The sequence below is a fragment of the Planktothrix sp. FACHB-1355 genome, from assembly GCF_014748295.1.
Taxonomy (GTDB): domain Bacteria; phylum Cyanobacteriota; class Cyanobacteriia; order Cyanobacteriales; family Aerosakkonemataceae; genus Aerosakkonema; species Aerosakkonema funiforme_A.
In genome coordinates, this window is sequence record NZ_JACJUP010000351.1 from 1 (window position 1) to 5,737 (window position 5,737).

5 protein-coding genes are annotated in these 5,737 nt (G+C 45.4%); all 5 read left to right on the forward strand.

What is annotated here, in order from left to right:
• The coding region (locus H6S82_RS15585; protein ID WP_191056394.1) for a DUF3177 family protein at nt 1-376 on the forward strand (376 nt) is incomplete at its 5' end.
• A gap of 114 nt (nt 377-490) precedes the next feature.
• Nucleotides 491-790 carry a hypothetical protein gene (locus H6S82_RS15590; RefSeq protein ID WP_190472697.1) on the forward strand — a complete coding sequence of 100 codons (300 nt, stop codon included), beginning with the start codon at nt 491-493 and terminating at the stop codon, nt 788-790.
• Nucleotides 791-962: 172 nt separating this feature from the next.
• Nucleotides 963-2,447, forward strand: a complete 1,485-nt coding sequence (gene glmM / locus H6S82_RS15595) for a phosphoglucosamine mutase (RefSeq protein ID WP_190472699.1) — start codon at nt 963-965, stop codon at nt 2,445-2,447.
• A 500-nt stretch (nt 2,448-2,947) separates the two neighbouring features.
• Nucleotides 2,948-4,552, forward strand: coding sequence for an ATP-binding protein (locus H6S82_RS15600; protein WP_190472702.1), 1,605 nt, complete (start codon nt 2,948-2,950; stop codon nt 4,550-4,552).
• 560 nt (nt 4,553-5,112) lie between these two features.
• Nucleotides 5,113-5,737: GAF domain-containing protein (locus H6S82_RS15605; RefSeq protein WP_191056395.1), on the forward strand; the 625-nt coding region annotated here is incomplete at its 3' end.

Sequence of the window (5,737 nt, forward strand, 5' to 3'; positions counted from 1 at the left end):
GCGTCTGCTCATTCCCGTATCATTGTGGTTTTGGGCGGATATCAATGAAGAAATTAACGACTTACCCCAACGCGAATTAAAGTTAGCTATTACATCATGGCGTTGGGGGATAACAGTTTACAGTCTGCTGGGAGCGATTTTGGGAACTCCTTTCCTCACCTGTGCAATTTCGTCTAAGCAAGCACTACTGTCAAACCCGTTTTGTCGAGTTTGGCTAGATCCGCCTTGGGGTTACAAGCAGATATTCCATGCCAATACAAATGAGGCATTTTTGGGTTTTTTGGCGATCCTTGCATTGATTATTTATGTTAGTTACTTGAGTTACTTTATATTTTTCAGATTGGGCAAACAAGGACGCTCAGCAATGGAACAATAATAGCTAGCCAATGGCTGAGGGATAGTGGAAGATAGAAATCACAAGATATTAGCTATTAGCTATGAACCATTACCCCTGAGCAATCAACAAATAACTAACGATCGCTAAAACTTTATGACCAATTCTGTTGGCCAACGTCTGGAGCGATACACTCTCAGGCGTCCGCAGGAAGTACTGCTCGTGACAGCTGAAATTGCAGGTGAAGAAGACCGAGTTGCCATTTTCAAAGGTTATTCCAGTTCCTTAATGCGTCCGACATCTTTCGATGCGGATGTGCCGATATTGCCATCAGAGGCAAAAATTATCAGGATCGACAGGTTAGCAAGTCCTTATAACCCGGATTCTCCTCGCTATATCGAACAAGGATTGACGTGGGAGACATTCCAACCCCTGTTGTCAGAAGTCGGTGTTTGAGTCGGTTTAGTCTTAGTAAAATCGTCTCATTCTAGCAATACAGGTTTGCTTTCCCAGGCTTAACTGGAAAAGCTAGAAACTATCAGGCAGACAAGTGCAGAAGGTATGGTAATTCCGGAAAGTGTTATCCTCCAGTGTAAGTAAGTGTGTTGTGTGGAGTGTTTATAAAGATATGGTAAAAAGCCCCGTTCGGACTCAAGTGTCTAGCCCTTCGGAATCACCATTCTGCTTGGCTGAATCGATCCAATCGGCAAAACCGCTCAATAGCAATCGCGGTTGGAACCCCTTAAGTTTGCCCGGAACGCCGCTTTTTGGCACAGATGGGATTCGGGGAAGAGTGGGAGAGTTGCTCAATGCCGAACTAGCCCTACAAGTGGGTTATTGGACAGGTCAAATGCTGCGATCGACCTCTGCAAATGGCAACGCTTTGGGGCCGATCGTTCTGGGCCAAGATACCAGAAACTCCAGCGATATGTTAGCAATGGCACTAGCCGCCGGTCTTACCTCTGCCGGATTGGAAGTTTGGCATTTGGGTGTATGCCCCACGCCCTCTGTAGCTTATCTGACCAGTGTGACTGAGGCAGCAGGAGGAGTGATGATCTCCGCCAGTCACAACCCGCCAGAAGACAACGGGATTAAAATTTTTGGCCCGGATGGTACAAAGTTGCCCAAAGAATGGCAAGAAAAAATTGAAGCAGGACTGCGGGGTCAGCTCGGTAATTTGGCGGCGAATGCTTGGGGTAGGCACTACCATCGTCGGGAGTTGTTGGGTAGCTACGCCGAGTCGCTTCAGAAACCTCTGCTGCCAGATATCGATCTGCGGGGAATGCGAATTGTGCTGGATCTGGCATGGGGGGCAGCTGTGGGAATAGCACCCCAAGTGTTCGCCGATATGGGGGCAGAGGTGATTTGCTTGCATGACAGTGCAGATGGCGATCGCATCAATGTCAACTGTGGTTCGACCCATCTCGAACCCCTCCAAAACGCTGTCAAACAATATCGGGCAGATATGGGATTTGCCTTTGATGGAGATGCCGATCGCGTATTGGCAGTAGACTCTCAAGGTAGAGTTGTGGATGGCGATCGCATCCTCTATTTCTGGGGGAAAACTCTGGCAGCAGCAGCACAACTGCCCAAAAATATGATTGTGGCTACCGTGATGGCTAACCTGGGTTTTGAAAGAGCTTGGAAAAATCTAGGCGGTGAATTCCTGCGGACGCCAGTGGGAGATCAGTACGTCCATGCAGAAATGCTCCGTCACGGTGCTATGCTGGGCGGCGAGCAATCCGGACATATCCTCTGCCGTCATTATGCCGTCAGTGGCGACGGTCTGCTCACTTCGTTGCATTTGGCGGCGTTGGTAAAACGGATGAATGCTTCTCTATCCGAATTGGTCGATGGCAGCTTCCAAACTTACCCGCAACTATTGAAAAATGTCAGGATGGAAGATCGGGATCGCCGCGTTAACTGGAAAAACAGCGACGCTCTCACCAATGCGATCGCACAAGCAGAAGCTGCAATGGGAGACTCTGGCCGTATCTTAGTTCGCGCTTCCGGAACCGAACCTTTGATCCGCGTTATGGTGGAAGCCGTCAGCGCCGAACTCGCCCACCACTGGGCTGACAATTTAGTTCTAGCCGTTCAACAATATCTATAAAAGTCAAAAGTCAAAATTCAAAAGTCAAAAATAAGAGAAAGAGGGAGTATGGGAGATATAACAGGGGGATAGAAGCGATAACAGGCAAAATATGGCTCAATAAGAACCAATAGATTCCTAGTTTTGACTTTTGACTTTTGGCTTTTTCTATCCCTTTCTCCGTGTCCCTACAAAATTCTTAACAAAAAGCCGCAGCTAAAAGAGAAGTTGCCTGCGGCTTTTCTTTGGTATAATAAATTACTACGTTTGTATAGAAGTACACTAAACGCTTTTGCTTTTGAGCGGATATTTTTTTTAGTTACTGCATGGAACCTTGTCTTTGCGGCCACAGTCATCACTGAATAAAAAACTTTCATAATTTTGATAATTTTTTGAAGCGAGTGTAGCAAATATAAAGGCTTTTTTGTATTTATCGCTTCCAGAACTTAGTAAAAAACTTTATGGGTCAAGCTTCTACAAATGCCAAAATCTAGAATTTCCTTCATTTGGGGCTATTACCCGTGCTTGATTTCACCACAGACTTAGAGGTCGATCGAATTGCCACAGCCAGAGCGATTAGTGCCGCAGTTGTCAATGTGAGCGGTCGCCAGCGAATGCTGTCTCAAAGAACCGCGCTGTTTTCGCTCAGATTGGTTTGCACGCAAGATCGGGTTGAGTGGGAAAGGTTGCGTTCTGTGTTGCGGGATGCGATCGATTTAATGGAAAAGTCCCACAAAGGATTGATCGAGGGCGATCCTGACTTGAAACTACCAGGAAATCCTTCATCGGTAGTAAAAGCAATGTACTTTGAACCACCTCTGAACTTAGATCGACAAGTTCGTAAATTCATCCTTGAAGTTAGAGCCTTACTGCAAGCGGAACAAAGTCAACTGACTCAGGATAATCCTCATTTGCGCTACATCCTTAACGCTACATCCGACGAACTGCTAGATGCTCTGGATGCCGTTGTCAGTCAGTATCAAACAGAAAGCGAAGCCGAGCAGTTAGCGCTTGATATCAATCAGATCGAACTTTATCAGCACAGCTGCGCTGCCACAGCAGCCGCCCAAGCGCAAGCGCAAGAATTGGAAAAGGCACTGCGCGATTTACAACACGAGCGGACTAAGCTGATTCATACCGAAAGAATTTCCAGTCTCGGTCAATTGGTTGCCAGTCTTGCCCATGAAATCAACAATCCGGTTAACTTTATTTACGGAAACTTGACTTACACTAGCAACTATGTAAAAGACTTACTCACTTTGTTGCATCTTTATCAAGAAGAATATCCCAATTCCAGCTGTGTGATTCAAGCCAAGATTGCAGATATTGACCTCAATTTTCTCATCGAAGATTTGCCGCAAGTTATATCTTCAATGAAAGTAGGTGCCGATCGCATCCGTCAGATTGTTTCATCGCTGCGAACTTTCTCTCGAATGGATGAAAAGGAAATGAAGCTGGTAGAGCTTCACGAGGGCCTTGATAGTACGCTGTTGATCTTGCAAAGTCGTCTCAAAGGCAAAAGCGATCGGCCTCAGATCGAAGTAACCAAAGAGTACGGCGATTTGCCTTTGGTGCAATGCCACGCAGGTCAAATTAATCAAGTATTCATGAACCTTCTGAGCAATGCCATTGATGCCTTAGAAGAAAGTGGAAAATGGGGAGAAGCGCAGAGAGGGAGATATACCCATTACGCATTACCTCAGATTCGCATTCGTACAGAAGTCCTACATCCCGATTATGTGACTGTGCGGATTGCCGATAATGGGCCAGGTGTGACAGAGGAAGTAAAAGCGCAACTATTTGACCCCTTTTTCACTACCAAGCCGGTAGGTAAAGGAACTGGGTTGGGGTTGTCGATCAGCCATCAGATTGTCGTAGAAAAACATAGAGGGTCACTCCAGTGCGTCTCAGAACCCGGACAGGGAACTGAGTTCTGCATTGAAATTCCTATTACTCACAAGCAAAGATCTGCCAATTTTGGGAATAAAAGTTTCGTGCCTGTACCATCTCCCGCAGCTCCTACATTGCAAGGCACTGCGGAAGATAGCGCAAATAAGGAGAGTGCAGCCAGCTCAAACCAAGCAAAAACCAGGAATCCTCCGGGCATTCGCGGCATTTGCGGTTAGCTTTACTCGTTGTCTGCTCGGACTGGTAACGGCTAATCCCCGATCGTGTCTTTTGTTATCTTTGTGAACTAAGGCCCCCACTATAGCTGTACTGAGCTTGGTGGTAGTAGGAAAGGCTTTTTCAGGGTATTTGTGCTTATCAATCGAGTCAGACCAATTTGCAATTTTGTAAATTTTGATTCATTTTGCTCGCCCAATCCAAAATATTATATAAATTTAAACCCAAATTAAAGCAAATTTATCAGAAAAATTTGGCTTTAGTTTAAAATAAAAAGTTGATTATAAGTCAAATTTTAAATGGTTAAGAATTACTGACTTAACAATTTTTACCAAAAATTAAGCATTTGCATAAAAAAGCTTAAAACTTATACGCAACTAATACTAGAAAAGGCTTACCAATGCAGAAGAGTTTAAGCAATTTGGACACAAGAATCAAATGTTCTTCAGGTATAACTATGCTAGGCTCTATATCCCTTCTACCTCGGCTATCCCCTGTGCTCCCTTATGCAGATCGATGTGAAATTGCTTGGATTCAAGATCCCCAAAAACGGAGCGCATTGATGCGAAAAGTTATTGAGCGCATCTGGAACTCTCTGGAAATAAAAGTAGGAGCGATACATGGGTCGTTTCTACTTCAAACGGCAGTGGAAGAAGTAGCCAACCTGTTACATTTAGATTGTTGTAGTTTTTTGTGGTACTTTCCGGAAACGCAAAGGGTTCAAGTAGTCTACGAGGAAGTTCGCAGTCATCAAAAATCTATACAATCTATACAGTGGGGGTATGATTGGATAGAAATTTTTGGCTCGGCAGCAAGTACGCTCACCCAAGGCCAATTGGTAGTCAACTGCGGCTCGTATCCAGCACCATCAGCCTACGGCGGTATTATTAGACTGCTTTCGCGATTGCAGATTGGAGGATTTGCAAAACCCAAATTGAAACTGAACAGGGCAGGGGTTTCCCCTAGCTTACAGATGCAGAGAGACTTCGCCACCCTGTTGGTGCCTGTCTGTAAGGATAGTAGGGATGGAACATCTGGGCAGGAAAGCAGAATAGGATTGATTGCCTGTTTGCGCGATCGCCCTCGTCATTGGTCATCAGCTGAAATTGAAATCGTGCAATTGCTCGCCCAGCAGTTGGAAATCGCCATTCGTCAGACTCAAGTTTACGAACAAAGATCGGAAGAGC